The 21,011-nt window shown below is 69.8% G+C and carries 18 protein-coding genes; 3 read left to right on the top strand and 15 right to left on the bottom strand.

The window, feature by feature from the left end; translation table 11 throughout:
• Window positions 1–25: 25 nt before the first annotated feature.
• The 9 genes from cydC to H7A73_RS14820 all read right to left on the bottom strand — a co-directional run bounded on the left by cydC (window position 26) and on the right by H7A73_RS14820 (window position 10,282).
• Window positions 26–1,714, bottom strand: a complete 1,689-nt coding sequence (gene cydC / locus H7A73_RS14780) for a thiol reductant ABC exporter subunit CydC (protein ID WP_182066659.1) — start codon at window positions 1,712–1,714, stop codon at window positions 26–28.
• The gene (gene cydD, locus H7A73_RS14785) at window positions 1,711–3,393 is read right to left on the bottom strand and encodes a thiol reductant ABC exporter subunit CydD (protein ID WP_182066660.1); all 1,683 of its coding nucleotides are present in this window, start codon (window positions 3,391–3,393) and stop codon (window positions 1,711–1,713) included. Before cydD ends, cydC begins: the two co-directional genes overlap by 4 nt.
• A 10-nt stretch (window positions 3,394–3,403) precedes the next feature.
• A complete protein-coding gene (cydB, locus tag H7A73_RS14790; RefSeq protein WP_182066661.1) occupies window positions 3,404–4,408 on the bottom strand; it encodes a cytochrome d ubiquinol oxidase subunit II in 1,005 nt (334 codons plus the stop codon).
• Window positions 4,409–4,424: 16 nt separating this feature from the next.
• A complete protein-coding gene (locus tag H7A73_RS14795; RefSeq protein WP_027465275.1) occupies window positions 4,425–5,837 on the bottom strand; it encodes a cytochrome ubiquinol oxidase subunit I in 1,413 nt (470 codons plus the stop codon).
• 285 nt (window positions 5,838–6,122) lie between these two features.
• A complete protein-coding gene (locus tag H7A73_RS14800; RefSeq protein ID WP_182066662.1) occupies window positions 6,123–7,046 on the bottom strand; it encodes an ABC transporter substrate-binding protein in 924 nt (307 codons plus the stop codon).
• Window positions 7,043–7,771 (bottom strand): ABC transporter permease, encoded by a 729-nt coding sequence (locus H7A73_RS14805; RefSeq protein ID WP_182066663.1) that lies wholly within the window; start codon window positions 7,769–7,771, stop codon window positions 7,043–7,045. The genes H7A73_RS14800 and H7A73_RS14805 overlap by 4 nt, the downstream gene beginning before the upstream one ends.
• Entirely contained in the window at window positions 7,768–8,484 is a 717-nt protein-coding gene (locus H7A73_RS14810; RefSeq protein WP_182066664.1) for an ABC transporter permease, read from the bottom strand. The genes H7A73_RS14805 and H7A73_RS14810 overlap by 4 nt, the downstream gene beginning before the upstream one ends.
• Window positions 8,481–9,407: an ABC transporter ATP-binding protein gene (locus tag H7A73_RS14815; RefSeq protein ID WP_182066665.1), complete on the bottom strand. Its 927-nt coding sequence runs from the start codon at window positions 9,405–9,407 to the stop codon at window positions 8,481–8,483. Before H7A73_RS14815 ends, H7A73_RS14810 begins: the two co-directional genes overlap by 4 nt.
• Before the next feature lie 227 nt (window positions 9,408–9,634).
• Entirely contained in the window at window positions 9,635–10,282 is a 648-nt protein-coding gene (locus H7A73_RS14820) for a TetR/AcrR family transcriptional regulator (protein WP_182066666.1), read from the bottom strand.
• Window positions 10,283–10,421: 139 nt separating this feature from the next.
• On the opposite strand from H7A73_RS14820, the gene H7A73_RS14825 reads away from it, so the two are divergent.
• Together H7A73_RS14825 and H7A73_RS14830 are read left to right on the top strand one after the other, a co-directional pair.
• Window positions 10,422–11,486 (top strand): App1 family protein, encoded by a 1,065-nt coding sequence (locus H7A73_RS14825; RefSeq protein WP_182066667.1) that lies wholly within the window; start codon window positions 10,422–10,424, stop codon window positions 11,484–11,486.
• A 78-nt stretch (window positions 11,487–11,564) separates the two neighbouring features.
• Window positions 11,565–13,481: a glycoside hydrolase family 15 protein gene (locus H7A73_RS14830; protein WP_182066668.1), complete on the top strand. Its 1,917-nt coding sequence runs from the start codon at window positions 11,565–11,567 to the stop codon at window positions 13,479–13,481.
• 113 nt (window positions 13,482–13,594) lie between these two features.
• Here the strand turns inward: H7A73_RS14830 and H7A73_RS14835 are convergent, their stop codons facing one another.
• The 6 genes from H7A73_RS14835 to H7A73_RS14860 form a co-directional block, all read right to left on the bottom strand.
• Window positions 13,595–14,968 (bottom strand): glucose-6-phosphate dehydrogenase, encoded by a 1,374-nt coding sequence (locus tag H7A73_RS14835; protein ID WP_182066669.1) that lies wholly within the window; start codon window positions 14,966–14,968, stop codon window positions 13,595–13,597.
• Window positions 14,969–15,127: 159 nt separating this feature from the next.
• Window positions 15,128–15,544, bottom strand: coding sequence for a cytochrome c oxidase subunit 4 (locus H7A73_RS14840; RefSeq protein ID WP_182066670.1), 417 nt, complete (start codon window positions 15,542–15,544; stop codon window positions 15,128–15,130).
• 4 nt (window positions 15,545–15,548) lie between these two features.
• Window positions 15,549–17,285: a cytochrome c oxidase subunit I gene (ctaD, locus tag H7A73_RS14845; RefSeq protein ID WP_247737832.1), complete on the bottom strand. Its 1,737-nt coding sequence runs from the start codon at window positions 17,283–17,285 to the stop codon at window positions 15,549–15,551.
• A gap of 11 nt (window positions 17,286–17,296) precedes the next feature.
• Complete coding sequence (gene coxB, locus H7A73_RS14850; protein WP_111233526.1) at window positions 17,297–18,199, bottom strand: cytochrome c oxidase subunit II; 903 nt, start codon at window positions 18,197–18,199, stop codon at window positions 17,297–17,299.
• A 301-nt stretch (window positions 18,200–18,500) separates the two neighbouring features.
• Window positions 18,501–18,869 carry a HesB/IscA family protein gene (locus H7A73_RS14855; protein ID WP_220456628.1) on the bottom strand — a complete coding sequence of 123 codons (369 nt, stop codon included), beginning with the start codon at window positions 18,867–18,869 and terminating at the stop codon, window positions 18,501–18,503.
• Window positions 18,870–18,927: 58 nt separating this feature from the next.
• A complete protein-coding gene (locus tag H7A73_RS14860; RefSeq protein ID WP_182066671.1) occupies window positions 18,928–20,373 on the bottom strand; it encodes a dipeptidase in 1,446 nt (481 codons plus the stop codon).
• A gap of 52 nt (window positions 20,374–20,425) precedes the next feature.
• On the opposite strand from H7A73_RS14860, the gene H7A73_RS14865 reads away from it, so the two are divergent.
• Entirely contained in the window at window positions 20,426–21,001 is a 576-nt protein-coding gene (locus H7A73_RS14865; protein WP_182066672.1) for a DUF3043 domain-containing protein, read from the top strand.
• The last annotated feature ends 10 nt before the right edge of the window (window positions 21,002–21,011 follow it).

Raw genomic sequence — 21,011 nt, forward strand, 5'->3', positions numbered from 1 at the left:
GCCCGTCCCGCGTCCGCCCGTCGGCTCACCCGGCGAGCAGGCGTCCGTCCCGCATCCGCAGGGTGCGGTCGACCAGGTCCGGTGCCACCGGGACGTGCGACACGATGACGACCGTCCGACCCGCCGCGCGGGCCGTGGTGACGAGGTCGCGCAGCACGGTGTCGCCGAGGTCCGGGTCGACGTCGGCGGTCGGTTCGTCGAGCACCAGCACCGGGAACGCGTGCAGCAGCGCGCGGGCGAGCGCGAGCCGGTGTGCCTGGCCGCCGGACACGAGCACGCCGCGTTCCCCGACCGAGGCGTCCAGCCCGCCGCGCCGGACGACCCAGTCCCCCAGGCCGACCCGGTCGAGCACGGCGAGCAGTTCGTCGTCGGTCGCGGTCTCACGGGCGAAGAGCAGGTTCTGCCGCACCGACTGGTCGAACACGAACGGGTCCTGTTCGATCAGGCCGACCCGGTCCCGCACCGCGTCCGGGTGCATCGCCTTCGCCTCGACGCCGTCGAGCGTGTAGGACCCCTCGTGCTCCACGAACCGGACGAGCGCGTCGACCAGGGTCGACTTGCCGGCACCACTCGGCCCCTGGAGCACGACGACCTCGCCGGGGGCGAGCGTGAACGAGATCCCGTCGACCGCGGGCTCAGCCGCCCCCGGCCAGCGGACGGTCAGGTCGTGGACGGCGAGTGTGACCGGCCCCTCGACCACGAGCGACGCCGGGTCGGCGTCCTCGTCCGGCTCGGGGACGATGCCGTCGGGCACCTCGGCGGGCACCACTTGCTCCACCCGGTCGGCCGCAGCACGCACCCGTCGGAGCGTCAGGACGGCGAGCGGGACGGTCCCGACGACCTCGAAGAGCGCGAGCGGCACGAAGACCGCCAGGGCCCAGAGCGGACCGTCGAGCGCCCCGGACACCACGGCAGGCGCACCGACGGCCAGGGTCCCGATCACGGCACCGCCACCGACCAGGCCGACCAGGGCACCGACGAGCGACTCGACCGTGCCACGGCGCCGGACGGCCCGGGTGACGCCGGCGTCGAGCCGGGCGATGTGCGCGAGCCGTTCGTCGAGGGTGCCGTACGCGGCGAAGACGTCGAGCGTCCGGACGGTGTCGAGCACGAGGTCCGCGACCCGGCCCCGGTCGGCGGCGGTCTCGCGGTCCGAGCGCTCGGCGATCACCCGGGTGACGATCGTGCCGACCAGGGCCGCGACCGCCAGCGCGAGGACGAGCACGAGCGCCGCCGGCACCGACACGAGCGCCACGGCGACGACCGACAGCACCGCGACGACCCCGGCGGAGACGAGCGGGCCGACGACGCGGATCGGCAGGTCCTGCAGCCGGTCCGTGTCGGTCACCAGCCGCGTCATGAGGTCGCCGCGTCCGGTCCGTCCGAGTCCGGCGGGCGCGATCGACGCGAGCCGCCGGTACATCTCCGTCCGCACCACGGCCAGTTGCCGGAACGATGCGTCGTGCCCGGCGAGCCGGTCGACGTAGCGCAGCACGGCTCGCCCGAGCGCGAAGGCGCGCACACCGACCATCACGAGTGTCAGGTACAGGATCGGCGGGTGCTCGGCGGCGCGGGTGATCAGGTAGCCGCTCGCTGCGAGGAGCGCGACGGCGCAGAGCGCGCTGAGCGATCCGGCGGCGACCGCCTTCGCCCAACCCGACCCGTGCGGCATCGCGAGCCGCAGGACGGAGCCACCACGGGCCTCCCGGCTCATGCGCGCACCCCCCTGCGGACCGTCACGGACCCGCCGGCGCGGACGTCCACGCGGACGTCCGCCGCGGCGACGACCGCGGGTCGGTGGCTGGCGACCACGACGACGGCGCCGTCGGCCGCCAGGCCACGAACGGCCGCGATGACCCGCGCCTCGGCCTCGGCGTCCAGCGCGGACGTCGGCTCGTCGAGCAGGACGAGCGGGGTCTGCTCGCGGCGCGCCCGGTAGAGCGCGCGGGCGACGGCGACGCGCTGTGCCTGGCCCCCGGACAGTCCGCTGCCACCGGCGCCGACCGGGAGGCCTGGGTCGAGTCCCAGCCCCGCGTCGCCCAGAGCGGTGCGCACGTCGGCGTCGTCGGGGGTCGCGCTGAGCGCGACGTTCTCGGCGATCGTCCCGCGGACGAGACGCGGCCGCTGGTCGGCCCACGTGGTGCGCTCGGCGACGGAGGCACCGGCCGGGCCGGGCACGGTGACGACGCCGTCGTGCGGCAGGACGCCGCGGAGTGCGGCGATGATGCTCGACTTGCCGGAACCGCTCGGGCCGGCCAGCACGACCACGGTGCCGGGCTCGGCGCGCAGGCCGAACGGCCCGATCACGACGTCGGGTCGGCGGACGGTGAGCCCGCGGACGTCGAGCCCCCGGACGTCCACCGCGGTGGCGGGTGCTGCGGTGTCCGTGTCGGTCCCGCTGCTGCCTGTCGCGGACGACGATGCGGCCTCGTCGTCGGCGAGCACGTCGAGCACCGCGGCAGAGGCCTCGACGCCGTCCTGGGCGGCGTGGAAGTCGGCGCCGACCTGGCGGACGGGGGCGAAGGCCTCCGGTGCGAGCACGAGCACGAACATCGCGGCGCCGAGGCCGAGTGAACCGTCCACCAGGCGGATGCCGATCGAGACGGCGACCAGTGCGACGGACAGGCTCGCGGCGAGCTCGAGCGCGAAGCCGCTCACGAACGACAGCCGGAGCACGCCGATCGTGCCTCGGCGGTACTCGTCGGTGACCGCCGCGATGCGACCGACCTGGCGGCGTGCACGGCCGAAGACCTTGAGCGTGGCGAGCCCCTCGACGGCTTCGGTGAAGGCGGCACCGAGCTTCGCGAGGGCGTCCGACTGCTTCCGCTGCAGCGACTGCGTCGCCAGGCCGATCAGGATCATGAAGACCGGGATCACCGGCAGGGCGAACAGGATGATCAGCCCGCTCGTCAGGTCGCCGAGGCCGATCGCCACCAGGAGCATCGGCGTCGCGATCGCGGTGAGCGCGAGCTGCGGCAGGTACCGGCCGAAGTAGGCGTCGAGGGCGTCGAGCCCGGGGCCGAGCGTCGTGGCGAAGCCGGCGCTCGACTGGCCGGCGAGCCACGACGGACCGCGCTCGGCGGCGCGGGCGAGCACCGTCGTCCGCATCTCGCTCTTCACCTTCGCCGCAGCACGGGCCGCCAGGTCGTCGGTGGCCCACGCGGCCACCGCACGCAGGACGAACGCCCCGCCGAGCAGCGCGAGCGCCTGCCCGAACGCCGCTGGCACCCTGCCGTCGCGGACGGCGTCGACCCCGAGGGTGACGGCCGCAGCGATCCCCCACGCGATCGCGATGGTCGCGAGCGTGCGGAGGACTCCCGTGCCGGCGGCGGCGACGATGAAACCGCGCGCCGTCCGGGACAACCGCAGGAGTCGGGGGTCGAGGGGCTTCATCGTCGTCCGCCTAGTGCGCGGCCGCGGTGACCTGGGCGCGGGAGACGCGCTTGCGGAACACCCAGTAGGTCCAGGCCTGGTACGCGAAGACCAGGGGCACGAAGATCAGCGCGACCCAGCTCATCACGGTCAGCGTGTACGACCCGGACGAGGCGTTGTACACGTTCAGGCTGTTCGCGACGTCGTTCGAGGCCGGCATGACGTCGGGGAAGATCGCCGTGAACATCGCGAGCACGATCGCGGCGATGGTGATCGCCATCAGGGTGAAGGCACGCCCCTCCTTGCCCCAGGCGTTGCAGAGCACCGCGAGCACCAGGGCCAGGGCGGCGACCACGGAGAGCACCAACGAGGCCGGGGTGGCCCGGACGAAGGCCATCGACACCAGGAACGCGGCGCCGACCACGATCGTGACGATGCCGGCCCGGGTCGCCAGGCGCTTGGCGCGGACGCGGATCTCACCCTCGGTCTTCAGCGCGACGAAGACGACCCCGTGGGTGAAGAAGACCAGCAGCGTCGCGACACCGGTCAGCAGCGCGAACGGGTTGAGCAGGTCGAAGATCGTGCCGGTGAAGTTGTGCCCGGCGTCCATCGGGACGCCACGGACGACGTTGCCGAACGCGACGCCCCACAGGAACGACGGCACGGCGCTGCCGACGATGATCATGAGGTCGAAGCGGCGCTTCCACGCGAGGTGCTTGTTCTGGTGCCGGTACTCGAACGACACCCCTCGGACGATGAGTGCAGCGAGGATGAGCAGCAGCGCAAGGTAGAACCCGGAGAACATCGTGGCGTACCACTCCGGGAACGCCGCGAACAGGCAGGCCCCGGCGACGATGACCCAGGTCTCGTTGAGGTCCCAGACCGGGCCGATGGTGTTGATCAGGACCCGACGGTCGGTGTCGTCCTTGCCGAGGAACGGCAGGGACATACCGACACCGAAGTCGAATCCGTCGAGGACGAAGTAGCCGACGAAGAAGACGCCGACGATCGCGAACCAGAGAACGGGGAGATCCATCAGGCAGCGTCCATTTCTAGTAGACCGTCACTTCGTGCTTGACCTCGCCGGTCTCCTCGTCGACCTCGTCCGGGTCGGCGGGCCCCTCTTGCGCGACCTTCTTGATGAGCTTGAACTCGACGACGGCCAGCGAGCCGTAGATCAGGGTGAAGACCAGCAGCGAGATGAGGACCTCGAGCCCGGTCACGTTCGGCGACACACCGTCCTTCGTCTGGAGCAGCCCGAACACGAGCCACGGCTGGCGGCCCATCTCGGTGAAGACCCAGCCGACGATCATCGCGGCCATCGGCAGCGGCACCGTCCAGGTGGCGATGCGCCACACCCAGCGCTGCGTCGGGAACCGGCCCTTGCGGGTCAGCCACAGCCCGACCAGCGAGACCATGACCGCGCCGACACCGAGGGCGATCATCCAGCGGAACGACCAGTAGGTGACCCAGATGATCGGCTTGTAGTCGCCGGGGCCGTACACCTGCGTGTACTGCGCCTGCAGGTCGTTGATGCCCTCGACCGTGCCGTTGAACGTGTGCGTCGACAGGAACGACAGCAGGTACGGCACCCGGATCGAGAACAGCTCGTGCACGCCGTCGGGGGTGCCGAGCGTGAAGATCGAGAACGAGGCGTCCTTGCCGGTCGCGGTGTTGTACAGCGCCTCGGCCGCCGCCATCTTCATCGGCTGCGTGTCGACCATCGTCAGTCCGAGCTGGTCGCCGGTCAGGACGGTCAGCGCCCCCGCCGCGAGCATCGTCCACATGCCGAACTTGAGCGCCGGCATCATCGTCTCGAGGTTCTGGTTGCGGGCCAGGTGGTAGGCCGCGACCGAGATGATGACCGCCGCGGCGACCATGAAGCAGGCGAAGAGCGTGTGCGGGAAGGCGGCCAGGGCGACCTTGTTGCCGAGCACCGCCCAGATGTCGGTGAGCTCCGCACGGCCCTTTGCCTCGTTCATCGCGAAGCCGACCGGGTGCTGCATGAACGCGTTCGCGGCGATGATGAAGTACGCCGACATGATCGTGCCCGCGCTGACGCACCAGATGCTCGCCAGGTGCAGGCCCTTGGGCAGGCGGTCCCAGCCGAAGATCCAGATGCCGATGAAGGCCGCCTCGAAGAAGAACGCCAGGATCCCCTCGAGCGCGAGCGGTGCACCGAAGACGTCACCGACGAAACGTGAGTAGTTCGACCAGTTCATGCCGAACTGGAACTCCTGCACGATGCCCGTCACGACACCCATGGCGAAGTTGATCAGGAAGATCCGCCCGAAGAACCGCGTCAACTGCAGGTAGTGCGCGCGGCCGGTCCGGTACCAGGCGGTCTGGAACACGGCCACCACGGCTGCCATGCCGATCGTCAGCGGGACGAAGAGGAAGTGGTAGATGGTCGTCAGACCGAACTGCCACCGCGACAGGAGGAGCGGATCGAGGAGGTCGTTCATGCGGCGATTCCGAGACGGGTGGCCGCGCGCTGTTCGTGCACGTCAGTTGCTTCCTGTGGAACGGATACATCAGGTGTCACAGCCCTTGGGACACCCCAACGCTATCGCCTCGGACTCCACTTCGACAACTTGTAGAACCGGTACGTGCACAAACGTGCAAGGGCTCTGCACGCCACAACCGTGCGGCACGGATGTTCGCATCGGCCGCCCCGTGAACGACGACAGGCGCCGGGTGGATACCCGACGCCTGTCGTTCGACTGCGAGGTGCAGTGGCGGTGCAGTGGTTACAGCAGACCCTCGGCCTCGAGCCAGTCCTCGGCGATGGTGGACGCCTTCTCCTTGTCGGCCGTGCTCTTGGTGTTGAGCTCGATCAGGGCATCCGTCGTGAGCTTCTCGTTGACCGAGTCGATCGCGTCGGCCGCCTTCTCGTCGACCTTGTCGGAGACGACCGGGATGACGTTCTGCGGGAGGATCAGGTTCTCCGGGTCCTCCAGCGTGACGAAGTCGTTCGCCTTGATGCTCGGGTCGGCCGTGTAGATGTCGGCCATCTGGACGGTGCCGTCCTTGAGCGCCTTGACGGTGAGCGCCCCACCGGAGTCCTCGATCGCCTTGAAGTCGACGTCGACGCCGTAGACCGACTTGAGTCCCTTCGGGCCGTAGGGGCGCGTCTGGTTCTCGGAGTTCGCGCCCATGGTGAGCTTCTCGTCGACGTTCTTCAGTTCGGCCAGGCTCGTGACGTCGTTGTCCTCGGAGAACTTCTTCGTGACGGTGTAGCTGTCCTGGTCGGTCGCGTCGGCCTCGTCGAGGACGCGGAGGCCCTTCGGCAGGGCCTTGTCGAGCCCGTCGTCGATCTGCTCGGCGGTCTTCGCGTCCGAGTTCTTGTCGAAGTACTGCAGCAGGTTGCCGCTGTACTCCGGCATCACGTCGATCGCGCCCTTCTCGAGCTGCGGGATGTAGACCTCGCGCTGCCCGATGTTGAAGTTGCGCTTCACGTCGAAGCCGTCCTTCTCGAGGACCTGGGCGTAGAGCTCTGCGATGATCTCGTTGGAGTAGTACTGCTGCGAGCCGACGACGATGGTCTTCGAGTCGGACGAGCCGCTGGACCCGCTGTCGAGCGGGTCGCTCGACGCGCAGCCGGCCAGGGCGGCTGCGACGCCCAACGCCATAGCGGCGGCGACGCCGGCGCGGATCTTGGGTGCTGTGATCACGAGGGATTTCCTTCCGGGAGGGGATTGCGGGCTCGCTCGCGCGACCCCTGGCGCTGTCGAGCCGACGGGTCCGCGGTGCCCTTCGGCACCGCCGCCCGCTGCAGCACGGCGAACACGATCTCGAACGCGATCGCGAGCGCGATCACGAGGATGGAGGCGCCGAGCATCTCGGCGTAGTCCTGGGTCTTCAGCCCGAGGAAGAAGTAGCCGCCGAGGCCACCGGCGCCGACGTAGGCGGCGAGTGTCGCCGTGGCGACGACCTGCAGCACCGCGGCGCGGATCCCGCCGATCAGCAGCGGCAGCCCGAGCGGGATCTCGACCTTCCACAGGATCTGCCAGCCGGTCATGCCCTGGGCCTTCGCGGCGTCGACGACGCCGGGGTCGACGGACTCGACACCGGAGTACGCGCCGGCCAGGACCGACGGGATCGCCAGCACGACGAGCGCGAGCAGGGGTGCCTGCAGCCCGATCCCCAGCAGCAGGGCGAAGAGCGAGAGCACACCGAGCGTCGGGAGCGCTCGGACACCGCCCGACACCGCGATCGCGAACCCACGGGCTCGACGCGTGTGCCCGATGGCGTACCCGACGGGCACGGCGATCACGGAGGCGATCAGCACCGCGAGCAGGGTGATCCAGACGTGTTCCCAGAGTCGCGCGGGGATGGCGTTGAAGCTGCCGTAGTTCGCGGGGTCGAACACCCACGCGAAGGCCTGACCGATGATCACGAGGAGACCTCCGCTGCTTGCAGGACCCGGCGGGCCTGGCGACGCGACACCGAGTTCGTCCGGGTCCACGGCATCACCAGCCGCCCGAGCAGCACGAGGAGGCCGTCCAACGCGAAGGCGAGCACGAGCACCATGACGATGCCGGAGAGGATCTCCTCGTAGATCCCACGCCCCAGGCCGTCGGTGAACAACAACCCCAGACTCGGGATGCCGAGGACCGCGCCGACGGTGGTGAGCGAGATCGTGGACACCGAGACCACCCGGAGCCCGGCGAGCAGGACCGGGCCGGCGAGCGGGAGCTCGACCCGGAAGAACCGCTGCGCCGGCGAGTAGCCCATGGCGGTCGAGGCGGACTTGGTCTCGGCGTCGACCGAGGTCAGGCCGTCGACCGTCGACCGGACCATCAGCGCGAGGCCGTACAGGGTCAGGCCGATGACGACGTTGACCGGGCTCTGCAGACCGGTGCCGATGATGCTCGGGAGCGCGACGAACAGGGCGAGCGACGGGATGGCGTACAGCAGGCCGGCGAGGGTGACGATGCTGCTACCCACACCCGACGCGAAGCGCGACCCACCGGGGCGTTGGAGCCGGACCACCAGCCACCCGATCGGGATCGACAGCAGGAACGCGACGATGATCGGCGGGATCGCGATCGCGAGGTGGGACAGCGTGTTGTCCCAGATCGTGTCGAGGTTCGCCAGCACCCACTTCACCGGGTGCCCCCACCCTGCGCCGGAGCACCCGGTGCGTCGTGGGACGCTCCGGCCTCTGCTGCTCGGGCGTCGGACTGCGGCACGGCCGCGGCGGCGTCGACGACCCCGACCGGGCCCGTCAGCACACCGGCGGCGCGGCCGTCACCGTCGACGACGATCGGACCGGTCGGGGTCTGCTCGACACGGAGCGCGCGGCGCCCGCGACCGGCGCCGATGAACGTGGCGACGAAGTCGTCGGCCGGTGCGGCGAGGATCTCGGCCGGCGTCCCCTGCTGGGCGATCTCGCCGCCCTTCTTGAGGATGACGACCTGGTCGCCGAGCTTGAACGCTTCGTCGATGTCGTGCGTCACGAAGACGACGGTCTTGCCGAGTTCACGCTGCAGGCGGATGAGCTCGTCCTGCAGGTCGTTGCGCACCAACGGGTCGACCGCACCGAACGGCTCGTCCATGAGCAGGATGTTCGGGTCGACGGCCAACCCGCGGGCCACACCGACGCGCTGCTGCTGGCCGCCGGAGAGCTGCGAGGGGTAGCGGTCGGCGAAGGCGCGGTCGAGGCCGACGGTGTCCATGAGCGCGAGGGCGCGCTCGCGCGCATCGGCCTTGGAGACGCCGGTCAGCAGCGGGACGGTCGCGATGTTGTCGACGACCTTCCGGTGCGGCAGGAGTCCGGAGTTCTGCATGACGTACCCGATGTGGCGACGGAGCTCGACGGGGTTGATCCCGGCGACGTCGGAACCGTCGATCTCGACGGTCCCGGAGGTGGGGTCGACCATGCGGTTGATCATGCGGAGCAGCGTGGTCTTGCCACAGCCGCTGGATCCGACGAAGACGGTGGTGGTCCGGGACGGGATGACCAGATCGAAGTGCTCGACCGCAGTCGTGCCGTCCGGGTAGGTCTTGCGCACCGAGCGGAACTCGATCATGGGGTGCCCTTCTGTTCGGAGGTAGCCCGACTCCGGATGAGAGTACCCGGGGGTTCCGACATCGGTTCGGTCGCGTCGCCGCGTGACGGGTTTCGGACCACCGGTCGCGCCGGGGTCACCACCGACACGGCGCGATCCAGCGGGGACGACGACACCCGCGCCTCGGTGTCCGGAGGCGCGGGCGGGTCGGTTCGGTCCTCGGCGTGTCGCGCGGGCCGACGGGATCGTCAGGACGCGGCGATCACCGATTCCAGGTGCGCACGGTTCATCCGGCGGTACTCCTCGATCAGCTCCGTGTCGGGGTGCTCGCGGTCGCGGTGCGCTCGCGCCAGCACCGCGTGACCGGACTCGGCGAGGACGACCCAGGCGCGGGTGATGCGCTCGTCGTCCGGGAGACCGAAGCGGTCCCGCATGATCTGGCCGACGGTCGCACCCAGCGCCCCCATGCGGTCCTCGGCGTCGCCCGTGCCGGTGTCCGCCGGGTCGCCGAAGCGGATGGCTCGGAAGCCGGGCTCGGTGCGGTACATCTCGGCGGTCAGGTCGATGAGCGCGTCGTTGGCGTCCTGCCAGATCTCGGCGCCGCTGGCGTCGAGCGCCTCGACGAAGCGCGAGGCGAGCCGCTGGGTGCAGCGGATCGCGAGTGCCTCGACCACGGCGATGCGGTCCGGGAAGTACCGGTAGACGGTGCCGATCGACGCCCCCGCGCGCTCGGCCACCATGGCGGTCGTGAGCCGTTCGAACCCGATCTCGTCGATCACCGCGGCTGCGGCGTCGAGGAGGCCGGCGAGGCGCGCCGAACTGCGGGCTTGGACCGGCTCGTTCCTGAGCAGTGATGATCCCCCCGGCAGAGCGTTCGTTACCTCGGTGACGAGCACGTGTTCTCCTCTTGCGCTCCAGCGCGGTTGGTTGGTGTGACGGGGACAACTTTCGCAGAACGCGCCTGGAACGTGGCTGCGACTCACCAGTTCCGCGGAGCGCGCGGGTTTCGTCAGGCGCACATGGGATGATGACGCCATGCCCGACCCGACGCCCCACGAGCCGTCGTTGGCCGAGCCGCTCCTGCACCGCGCGGCCCGCATCGAGGACGCCGTCCAGGAGTTCCGCGAGCACCGTGCACGCCGTCGCGGACTCGTCCCCACGGTGGTCCCGTACACCGGTTACGGCGCGCCCGGTTGGGTGCGCATCCTGTGCCGTGTGCTGCTGACGCGCCGGGGTCTCGCCTCAGACGTCTCCTACGCGGGCGTCCGCGGCTGGAAGAGCTTCACGAGCGTCGCCGTCGACCACGCCGAGGTCACCGTCACCGCCGGCGGGGTCTCCCACGTGGTGGAGACCGACCGTGGCGGCGTCGTCGACACCATCGTCCCGATCGACCTCGAGCCCGGCTGGCGCACGGTGCGGCTGTCGGCAGGCGGTGGGCGCGACGTCGAGGCCGACGTGTTCGTCGTGCACCCGGACACCCGCTTCGGGCTGTTGTCCGACATCGACGACACCGTCATGGTGACCTCGCTCCCCCGCCCCATGCTCGCCGCCTGGAACTCGTTCGTCCTGACCGAGCACGCCCGCCGCCCGGTGCCGGGCATGTCCGTGCTGTACGAGCGGATCCTCGCGCAGCACCCCGGTTCCCCGACGGTCTACCTGTCGACCGGGGCGTGGAACGTCGCCCCGACGCTGCAGCGCTTCCTGTCGCGCAACATGTACCCGTCCGGCACGCTCCTGCTCACCGACTGGGGCCCCACACACGACCGGTTCTTCCGCAGCGGCCAGCTGCACAAGCAGGAGAACCTCCGGCGGCTCGCGAAGGACTTCCCGGACATCCGATGGCTCCTGGTCGGCGACGACGGACAGCACGACGAGAGCCTCTACGGCGACTTCTCGCGCGAGCACCCGGACAACGTCGCGGGCGTCGCCATCCGGCAGCTGTCCACGAGCGAGGCGGTCCTGGCCGGCGGTCGATCACGTGCACAGGAACGCTCCCGTGACTCGTCGGCGCCCTGGGTGTACGCACCGGACGGCGCCGGCCTGTGGAGCGAGCTCGCGCGGGTCGGCATCATCGAGTCCGACGCCTCCGACCCGGCCTGAGCGACCCTTCATCACGATCTCGGGTCAGAGCCCCCGACGCTGCCCGCGGCGCACGGGCATCGGGTGTTCGATCGGTCCATGAGCACCGAGCCGGCCGCACCGCCCACAGCTGCACCGCGCACACCGCCGAACCGCATCGAGGACCACGCCCTGATCGGCGACACCGGCACCGCTGCCCTGGTCGGCCGTGACGGGACCATCGACTGGGCGTGCCTGCCGCGCTTCGACAGCCCGTCCACCTTCGCGTCGCTGCTCGGCACCGAAGACCACGGGCACTGGACCCTGCGGCCCGTCGACGACGACGCCACCGCACAGTGGCACTACCACGGCGACACCCTCGTGCTCTCGACCGTCTGGACCACCCGCGACGGCGTGGTCGAGGTCACCGAGTTCATGCCCGTCGGCGCGCACCGGCCCTCGATCGTCCGGCGGGTGCGTGGGCTCCGCGGCAGCGTCGAGCTCCGGCAGACGCTCCGGATCCGGTTCGACTACTCGCGGGCCCTGCCGTGGATCCGGCAGATCGGGGACGAGGTCGAACCGGCGCTGCTCGCGACGGCCGGTCCCGGCTCGGTGATCGTCCGTGGGCCGCGGTTCCGAGCCGATGACCACCGGCACACCGCCGTCACGACGATCCACGACGGCGACGTGCTCGACACGGTGCTCACCTGGTACCCGTCGCACCGCGAACCACCCGAGCCGCTCGACGTCGACGCGGCCCTCGCGCACACCATCTCGTGGTGGACGTCGTGGACCGCTCCCGCACGGACCCCCGGTCGCTACGCCGACGCCGCTCGACGGTCGCTGGTGTTCCTCCGCGCGATGACCCACGGCGACACCGGTGGCGTCGTCGCCGCCGCGACCACGGGCCTGCCGGAGGACCCGGGCGGCGAACGCAACTGGGACTACCGGTACGTGTGGCTGCGCGACGCCTCCCTCGCGCTCGCCTCGCTCATCGCCCACGGCTACCGCGACGAGGCCACGCACTGGCGGGGCTGGCTGCTGCGCGCGATCGCCGGCGACCCCGCCGACGTGCAGATCATGTACGGCATCGCCGGCGAACGCGAGCTCCCCGAACGCGAACTACTCGAGCTGCCCGGCTACCTCGGGTCGACGCCCGTGCGGGTCGGCAACGGCGCCTCGACGCAGTACCAGGGCGACGTCTTCGGCGAGGTGCTCGCGGCGCTGCACGACGCACGCGAGCTCGGGGTCGAGGAGAACGCCGACTCCTGGGCGCTGCAGCGGGCGCTGCTCGGCTACGTCGAGGAGCACTGGCAGGAGCCGGACAACGGCATCTGGGAGATGCGCGGCCCGCGGCGCAGCTTCACGCACTCGCGGGTGATGATCTGGGCCGCGTTCGACCGCGGGGTCGCCGCGGTCGAGGAGTTCGGCCTCGAGGGACCGGTCGACCGCTGGCGCACCCTCCGTGACACCGTCCGCGCCGAGATCGAGGAGCACGGCTGGAACGCCGAGCGCGGTTCGTTCCGCCAGCACTACGACACCGACGAGGTCGACGCGAGTCTGCTCGTCCTGCCGCAGGTCGGGTTCTGTCGCGCCGACGACCCCCGGATGACGGGCACCGTGCGCGCGATCGAGGAGGACCTGCGCGTCGGCGCCGACGGCCTCGTGCTCCGCTACCGAACGACCGCCGGCTTCGACGGGCTGTCCGGTGCCGAACACCCGTTCCTGGCCTGCTCGTTCTGGTTGGTCGAGCAGTACGCCGCCTCCGGCCGGGTCGAGGACGCCGAGCACCTGATGGACGTCCTCGTCGGGTACGCGAACGACGTCGGCATGCTCTCCGAGGAGATCGACGTCGCCACCGGACACCACATCGGCAACACCCCGCAGGTGCTGTCGCACCTGACCCTCGTGTCGGCAGCGGACGCCATCGAGCGCGCCCGTGGCGCGACCGTCGGGCACCGCACGCGGTTGCCCGTCCACGACGGCGGCACGCGGTCGTGGACGGGCGAGGGTGAGCGCGCAGGCTCCCCCGCCTGACGCGCCGTGCGGTGCTCTGCACCGACCCCACGACGGACGGGAGGCCCGGTGCCAGCTGGCACCGGGCCTCCCGTCCGTCAAGGCGTCCGTTCAGGACGTCGGCAGCGCGTCCGTCAGGACGACGACTCCCAGTCCGCCGGGCCGCGCGAACCGGCGCGGTACTCCTCGAGCGGGACCTCGTCGGCCTTCCAGGCGGCGACGACCGGCTCCACGATCTCCCAGCAACGCTCGGCGACGTCACCGCGGATGGACAGCAGCGGGTCGTCGTGGAAGATGCCGTTGAGCACCTCGCCGTACGGGGTCAGCTCGCCGTCCGCGAACGACGAGGACAGGGTGACCTGCCCCATCTCGAAGGGGTTGCCGCCGCCGTTCGCCGAGACCGTCAGCTCGATCTCGTCCGGGTTCAGGACGATGCGGAGCGTGTCCGTCTTCGGGCGACCGGACAGGCCGGACGGCAGGCGCGTCACCGGCTTGAAGGTGATCAGGACCTCCTTGCGGCTGGCGCCGAGGGCCTTGCCGGAGCGGAGGGTGAAGGGGACGCCCTTCCAACGGGCGGTGTCCACCTCGACCGAGATCTCGGCGAGCGTCTCGGTGGCGCGCGACTTGTCGACGCCGTCCTCGTCCTGGTACGAGGGCAGTTCCTTGCCGTCGATGGTGCCGGCCGTGTAGACGGCACGACGGGACGCTACCTTCGGGTCGCCGCCCTTGAGCTCGGTCGAACGGAGCACACGGGCGAGGGACGAGCGGAACTCGACGGAGTCGATGTCGGCAGGAGCGTCCATCGTCACGATGCCGAGGATCTGCAGCAGGTGCGACTGGATCATGTCGACCATCGCGCCGGCCTCGTCGTAGTACTGCGCGCGGTTCTCGAGACCGAGTGTCTCGTCGTAGAAGATGTCGACCTTTTCGATGTTCTCGGCGTTCCAGATCGGCTCGAACAGGCGGTTCGCGAAGCGCAGACCGATGATGTTCAACACCGTGGTGCGGCCGAGGAAGTGGTCCGTGCGGTGGACGCGCTCCTCGGGGACGAGCTTGAGCACCGTCTCGTTGAGGGCCCGCGCGCTGGCGACGTCGGTGCCGAAGGGCTTCTCGAACGCCAGGGTCGTGCCCTCGGGCAGCTCGACGTGCTCGAGCGCCTCGCAGATGTCGGAGGCGATCTGCGGCGGGAGGGCGAAGTACAGGATCGGCTCGGAGTCGGCCGCGGCCAGGAGGGCCTCGAGGTGCTTCGGGTCGGTGGGGTCGCCCTGGATGAACTGGGTCGACTCGATGGTCGCGTCGACCTCCGGCCCCTTGACGTCCTGCGACGCGAAGGACTGCGTGACGATGTCCTTCCACTTCTCGGGGCTGCGCTCACTGCGGCCCGTGCCGATCAACTGCACGGGGACGGCGCGGCCGCTCTGCAGGAACGTGCCGAGGCCCGGCAGGAGCAGGCGGGAGGCGAGGTCGCCCGTCGCGCCGAAGATGATGAGGGTGCGCTTGTCGGTCACCTGAGGTGACTCCTTTCGCTGTGGTGGGAGGTCCGCTCCAGTCAAGTCGCGGGCGGGCCCGTTTGTTCCGGATCCGAACCGGGGATCGATCCCCCGGACGCACTTCGGGCGGCACCGTTCTGGTGCCGCCCGAAGTGTCAGGTGTGCTGCAGCGCCGGGTCAGTGCCCGAAGTTGCCGCGGTAGTACTCGTAGACCCAGCCGACCAGGGTGATCGCCACGAGGACGAGCCCGATCGGGACGATCCACAGGCCGGCTGCGACGCCCAGGAAGCAGACGCCGACGGCGGCGGCCAACAGGATCGGCCACCAGGACCACGGGCTGAAGTGCCCGAGCTCGGCGTCGCCGTCCTCGATGTTGGCGTCGGGACGGTCCTCGGGCAGGACCCCGCCCTGGGACGACATGACCTTGCCGAGGTAGAAGGCGATGAACGCCGACATCAGGCCCGTCAGGCCGATCGCCACGGTGCCCACCCACTCGGGCTCGCCGTAGTAGATCATCGCCCACGTGGTGTAGGCGGCGTCCGCCAGGATGAAGAACCCGAAGAGGATCCAGAACAGGTTGGTGTTCGCGCGCATGGCCTTACTTCACCTCGCCCTTCGCGGCGTCGTAGGTCGGGGCATCGGGGGCGTCCTTCGCGGGACCGACACCGATCGGCACACCGGCCTCGGGGTGGTTCAGGTCGAAGGCCGGGGACTCCGAACGGATGCGCGGGATCGACGTGAAGTTGTGGCGCGGCGGCGGGCAGGAGGTCGCCCACTCGAGCGAACGGCCGTAGCCCCACGGGTCGTTCACGGCGACCTTGGGTGCGTTCCGGGCGGTCACGTAGACGTTGAAGATGAACGGCAGGAACGAGATCGCGAGGATCATCGAGCCGATCGTCGACAGCTGGTTCATCCAGGTGAAGCCGTCGTTCGGCAGGTAGGTCGCGTAGCGACGCGGCATCCCGATGACGCCCAGCCAGTGCTGGATGAGGAACGTGGTGTGGAACCCGATGAACAGGAGCCAGAAGTGGATCTTGCCGAGGCGCTCGTTGAGCATCTTGCCGGTCCACTTCGGCCACCAGAAGTAGAAGCCGGAGAACATCGCGAACACGACCGTGCCGAAGACGACGTAGTGGAAGTGCGCCACGACAAAGTACGAGTCCGACACGTGGAAGTCGAGCGGCGGCGACGCCAGGATCACGCCGGTGAGACCACCGAACGTGAAGGTGATCAGGAAGCCGAGCGCCCAGAGGAGCGGGGTCTCGAAGGTCACCGACCCGCGCCACATGGTGCCGACCCAGTTGAAGATCTTCACGCCGGTCGGAACCGCGATCAGCATCGTCATGAGCGAGAACCACGGGAGCAGGACGCCACCCGTGACGTACATGTGGTGCGCCCACACCGTGACCGAGAGGGCCGCGATGGAGATGGTCGCGTAGACCAGGGTCTTGTACCCGAAGATCGGCTTGCGGCTGAACACCGGGAAGACCTCGGAGACGATGCCGAAGAACGGCAGCGCGATGATGTAGACCTCGGGGTGCCCGAAGAACCAGAACAGGTGCTGCCAGAGCAGGGCCCCGCCGTTGGCCGGGTTGAAGATCTGCGCGTCGAAGACGCGGTCGAGACCGAGGCCGAAGAGCGCCGTCGCGAGGACCGGGAAGGCCATCAGGACGAGGAGCGCCGTCACGAGGGTGTTCCAGGTGAAGATCGACATGCGGAACATGGTCAGACCCGGGGCACGCATCGTGATGATCGTGGTGATGAAGTTCACCGCGCCGAGGATCGTCGAGAAGCCGGTCATGCCGAGCCCGAAGACCCAGAGTGTGCCGCCGAGCCCCGGTGTGAACGTCGTGTCACTCAGTGGCGCGTAGGCGAACCAGCCGAACGAGGCGGCGCCCTGCGGGGTGAGGAAGCCACCGACCGCGATGAGCGAGCCGAACAGGTAGAGCCAGAAGGCGAAGCCGTTGAGTCGCGGGAAGGCGACGTCGGGCGCGCCGATCTGGAGCGGCATGATCGCGTTCGCGAAGCCGGAGAACAGCGGCGTCGCGAACATCAGCAGCATGATCGTGCCGTGCATCGTGAACAGCTGGTTGTACTGCTCCTTCGTCGCGACCACGTGCAGGCCGGGTTCGAAGAGCTGGGCACGGATCACGAGCGCCATCACACCTGCGAGCAGGAAGAAGACGAACGACGCGATCAGGTACATGTACCCGATGGTCTTGTGGTCGGTGGAGGTGATCCACCGGACGACGATGTTGCCCTTCCGACCCACCTTCGACGCCTGGAAGTCCGGCGACGAGGTCTGGGTCGGTTGGCCGACGAGTGACGTTGTCATCTGACGAGCCCCTACTTGTTCTCGCTGGACGCCTCGACCGGCGCCTTGTTGTTCGGTTCGTTGGTGTTGGTGTTGTACTCGTCGCCGAGCAGGCCGACCTTGCCCTGGTCCTTCAGGGTGTCGAGGTAGTCCTGGTACTGCGCCGGCGTGACGACCTTCACCTGGAAGAGCATCAGCGAGTGGTACTCACCGCAGAGCTCCGCGCACTTGCCCTGGTAGGTGCCGAGCTTCTCCGGGATGAAGTACTCCCAGTTGGTCTTGCCCGGGAGCATGTCCTTCTTGTACAGGAAGTCGATGACCCAGAAGGAGTGGTCGACGTCGCGCGAGGAGAGCTCGATCGCGACCTTCTTGCCCTTCGGCAGGTAGAGGGTCGGCAGCTGCGACTCGTCGATCGCCCCGTTGGCGTTCTCTTCTTCCTGGGCCTGGATGCCCTGGTAGTAGACGCTCTCTTCGGGGTTGTCCTTGTTGATGTAGTTGAAGTCCCAGGCCCAGCGCTTGCCGTACACGTGCACGGTGGCGTCCGGGTCGGCGAAGGGCTTCTCGATCGCGGCCTGGTCCTTCGCGGTGAAGGCGAAGAAGCCGAGCACGAGGATCAGCGGCACGATCGTGTAGAAGATCTCGAGCGGCATGTTGTACCGCATCTGCACGGGCAGGCCGGTCTGGCCCTTCCGGCGTCGGTAGACGATCGCGGCCCAGATGACGAGGCCCCAGACGATGAGTCCGACGGCGAGGAGAACGACCCAGCTCGTGGTCCACAGGCCGACGATGCGACTGGTGTGGTTGGTGACGTCCTTCGTCTCCTCCGTCCCGGGGAGCCATCCGTTCATCTGCTGCTGCGTGCAGCCAGCCAGTGCGATGACCAGACCGACGGCCACCGGGACGGCCGCCCAACGTATACGGCGATTCGAACGCACTGTTACCTCTCGCAAAAGACGTGAGCTTCGGAGGTCAGCCCGTCGAGTCCGACGGCGTGCCGCACGAAGGCGGCGCATGGCTGGCTCCCAGCTTGATTGGAACACTCCTAGCTTACTCGCAGCTCGGTACCGCTCGCGCACACACGACACGGTTCTGGCCCCGATCCGCACGCCCGAGGGCCGGTTCCACCCCGGTTGCTCCGCACCCTGGTGCGCCCCTCCGCCCACGTCCGGTCACACGAACGCGAGCGGGGAGCGACCGTCCCGGTCGCTCCCCGCTCGCGTGTCGGATCGCTGGTGCTCAGTGGAAGCTGTCGCCACAGGCGCAGCTGCCCTGCGCGTTGGGGTTGTCGATCGTGAAGCCCTGCTTCTGGATCGTGTCCTCGAAGTCGATCGTCGCACCGTCGAGGTACGGGACGCTCATCTTGTCGACGACGACCTCGACCCCGTCGAACCCGGCGGTGACGTCACCGTCGAGCAGGCGCTCGTCGAAGTACAGCTGGTAGATCAGGCCGGAGCAGCCACCGGGCTGGACGGCGAGACGCAGGCGCAGGTCGTCGCGGCCCTCCTGCTCGAGCAGGCTCGCCACCTTGCCGGCGGCGGCGTCGCTCAGGAGGACGCCGTGCGACGGGGTCTCGGTCGCCGGTGCTTCGGTGATGGTGTCGCTCATCGCGCGTCTCCCTCCGGGCGGTGCTGGTCACCGCGCCTGGCGTCGATTGTAAGCACCCTCAGCTGCGCGTCGCGAGCCTGGCGAGCAGGATCGTCTCGGACGCGATGGCACGGTGCAGGACACCGAGGTGCTGCGACTCGTTCGGGCTGTGCGCGCGGGTGTCCGGGTCCTCGACGCCGGTGACCAGGATCTGCGCGTCCGGGAACTCCGCGGCGAGGTCGGACACGAACGGGATCGACCCGCCGATGCCCTGCTCGACCGCCTCTGCACCCCAGCCCTCGCGCATCGCCGTGCGGGCCTCCTGGACGGCCCAGCCGGCGGTGTCGACGAGGAACCCGTCGCCGCTGTCCGGCTCGGTGATCTCCATGCGCGCACCGAACGGGACGTGCTCGCGCAGGTGCCGCTCGACGGCCGTGTAGGCCTGGCGAGCGTCCTGTCCGGGGGCGACGCGGACCGAGACCCGTGCCGAGACCGTGGGCAGCAGGGTGTTCGAGGCGTTCGCGACGCTGGGCACGTCCATGCCGGTCACCGTGATCGACGGCTGGAACCACATGCGGGACAGCACGGCGCCGGTGCCGATCGGGCGCACACCGGCAACGAGAGCGGCGTCGACGGCGAGTTCGTCCTCGGAGCGCTCCGGCACGTCGGCCTCGTACGAGGTCAGCCCCTCGACGGCGACCGAGCCGTCGGCGTCGTGCAGCGAGGCGAGCAGCCGCACCATCGGGATCATCGCGTCCGGGGCCGCTCCCCCGAACATGCCGCTGTGGCTGGCGTGCTCGAGCGTGGTCAGGGTGAGCTTGAAGGTGACGTTGCCGCGCAGCGAGACCGTGATCGACGGCACCTCGGTCGACCAGTTGTCGCTGTCCGCCACGACGATGACGTCTGCGGCGAGGTGCTCCTTCTGCTCGCGCAGGAACGTGCGGAACGAGCGGGAGCCGAACTCCTCCTCGCCCTCGACGAACAGCACGATCCCGAGGTCGAGGTCGTCCCCGAACCGGGCGTGCACCGCGCGGAGCGACGCGATGTGCGTCATCACACCGGCCTTGTCGTCCGAGGCGCCGCGGCCGTACAGGCGGTCACCGCGCAGGGTCGGCTCGAACGGCGGCGTCTCCCACAGCGCGTCGTCGCCCTGGGGCTGCACGTCGTGGTGGGCGTAGAGCATCACCGTCGGCTTGCCGTTCCGCGCCGGGCGCACCGCGAGCACAGCCGGCTGGCCGAGCTCCGCACCGGAGGCCTCGGCGTCCGCCGTCGAGCCGTCGACGGCCGAGCGGACGATGCGCACCGCGTCGTCCGCGAAGACGCCCGTCGACCGCGCGAGGTCCGCGACGGCCTCGGCGCTCGCCTGCACGTCCGCCGGGTCGAACGCCGACCACGAGACCGACGGCAGCCGCACCAGCGCGGACAGGTCGGCGATCGTCGTCGGCAGTGCCCCCTGCACGTGTTCGCGCAGGGCGTCGAGGAGCGCGGGGTCGGTCGCGGGGCTGTGCTGTTCGCTGTCGGTCATGCCCGGTAATCTAGAGGAGATCCCGCACGCACACCGCCGTTAGGAACGCACCGTGGCGAAGGCAGCCCCCAAGACCAACACGACCGTCAACCCGACCGAGGCCGAGCTCCTCGAGCGGGGCAAGGGCCGCCCCACGCCGTCCCGCCGCGAGCGAGAGGCAGCCAACCGCCGCCCCCTCGTGGGCAACACGCCGGTCGACAAGAAGGCCGCCCGCGCACGTCTCAACTCGGAGCGCGAGCGTGCCCGGGTCGGCATGGCCAACGGCGAGGAGCGCTACCTGCCGGCGAAGGACCGCGGTGAGCAGCGACGCTTCGTCCGCGACTGGATCGACGCCCGATGGAACGTCGGCGAGGTCATGATGCCCGTGCTCGTGCTGTTCCTGATCGTCGGGTTCGCGGCCGCGCAGACCGTGATCGCGTCCTACTCGCTCCTGCTGGTGTGGGCGTTCGTGGCGCTGTTCATCATCGACTGCGTGGTGCTGTGGCTGTCGCTCCGCCGCAAGCTCACCACCAAGTTCGGCGAGTTCCAGCGCGGCACGTTCCTCTACATCCTCACGCGGGCGTGGCAGCTGCGCTTCCTGCGGCTGCCGAAGCCCCAGGTCCGGCGTGGGCAGTACCCCACGCTGTAGCCACACGCAC

The sequence above is a fragment of the Curtobacterium sp. ME12 genome (assembly GCF_903970855.1).
GTDB classification, from domain to species: domain Bacteria; phylum Actinomycetota; class Actinomycetes; order Actinomycetales; family Microbacteriaceae; genus Curtobacterium; species Curtobacterium poinsettiae_A.